At 59.6% G+C, this 1,670-nt stretch carries 1 protein-coding gene; it reads left to right on the top strand.

The features are described 5' to 3' along the window. Window positions 1–493 precede the first annotated feature (493 nt). Window positions 494–1,597, top strand: coding sequence for a choline metabolism transcriptional regulator GbdR (gbdR, locus tag ACW9I6_RS32280; protein ID WP_003216915.1), 1,104 nt, complete (start codon window positions 494–496; stop codon window positions 1,595–1,597). Window positions 1,598–1,670 lie beyond the last annotated feature (73 nt).

The following is a 1,670-nucleotide window of genomic DNA, read 5'->3' as shown; positions in this document are numbered from 1 at the left end:
TCGACCGAGTTCCTACTGAAAAAACGCGGTCAAGTGTGGGAGCGGGCTTGCTCGCGAATGCGGTAGACCGGGCAACACTGCTCATAAAGTGAACACCGACACCCGCAAGCGCCACCTTTTAGCGCGTCGCAATTAGATAAGTAGCTCCCGAACGATTTCCCCTCATGACCATCGGTCACCCGTGCTTGTGGTGACAGACCTTTCCCACGTCGTTTCTCTCCCTTCCCACAAGTGCTACCGATCTGCTCACACACCTTGAGCCTGCGTTCTCTCACGTCTTTTCTGGGTCATATCCCCCACTCCATGCGCGGGCTTATATAGACACGTCATGAGGTCGTTTTCAGGAGTTATTGAATACGCATTCAACTTTAGGCATGGCATTTGCTCTATCAATACAAAGCCTCTCGCCATAGGAGTTTCCTTAAAAGCGATGAGCGCAATAACAAGAGCCTCGCCTGAGGCCATCACCCGCTTTGTGTGAGGAGATACCGCGATGACGTCGTTCAACTCCGGGGCTCAACCCCAGAACCGTGCGCCTCAATCCATCGGCTTTTTGCTGCTGGACAATTTCACGCTGATTTCCCTGGCCTCCGCAGTCGAACCCCTGCGCATGGCCAACCAACTCTCCGGCCGCGAGCTGTATCGCTGGACGACGTTGAGTGTGGACGGAAACCAGGTGTGGGCCAGCGACGGTCTGCAAATCACCCCCGATGCTTCCATGCACAAAGCTCCGGCCCTGGACACCGTGATCGTCTGTGGCGGCGTGGGTATCCAGCGCACCGTGACCCGTGAACATGTGTCGTGGCTGCAAAGCCAGGCGCGCCAATCCCGTCGCCTTGGCGCGGTGTGCACCGGCAGCTGGGCCCTGGCCTGCGCCGGCCTGCTGGACGGTTTTGATTGCAGCGTGCACTGGGAATGCCTGGCGTCGATGCAGGAAGCCTTTCCCCGCGTGGCCATGAGCACCCGCCTGTTCACCCTCGACCGCAACCGCTTCACCAGCTCCGGCGGCACCGCGCCGCTGGACATGATGCTGCACCTGATCAGCCGTGACCACGGCCGTGAGTTGTCGGCGGCGATCTCCGAGATGTTTGTGTACGAGCGCATCCGCAACGAACAGGATCACCAGCGTGTGCCGCTCAAGCACATGCTTGGCACCAACCAGCCGAAGTTGCAGGAAATCGTCGCGCTGATGGAGGCCAACCTGGAAGAGCCGATCGACCTCGATGAGCTGGCGGTGTACGTCGCGGTTTCCCGGCGTCAACTGGAGCGGTTGTTCCAGAAATACCTGCACTGTTCGCCGTCGCGCTACTACCTCAAGTTGCGCCTGATCCGTGCGCGGCAGTTGCTCAAGCAAACGCCGATGTCGATCATCGAAGTGGCGTCGGTGTGCGGGTTTGTCTCCACGCCGCACTTCTCCAAGTGCTACCGCGAATACTTCGGCATTCCGCCGCGGGATGAGCGTGTGGGTTCCAACACCACGCAGCAGGTGGCGATGATGCCGATTCCGCAGGCGCTGGTGTTGTCACCGTTGTCCGGGCCGTTGTCGGCGTTGAGCCAGGCCAGGAATGAGTCGACTTTCGCCAGCGTAAGGCTCTAGGCCGAGTCGCCTGCATTCGCGAGCAAGCCCGCTCCCACACTTGACCGCGTTTTTTCAGTAGGAACGCGGTCGA

The organism is Pseudomonas sp. SDO5522_S412 (genome assembly GCF_054071215.1).
Note: the sequence above shows the minus strand (reverse complement) of the source record. Positions and strands in the feature narration are given on the sequence as shown.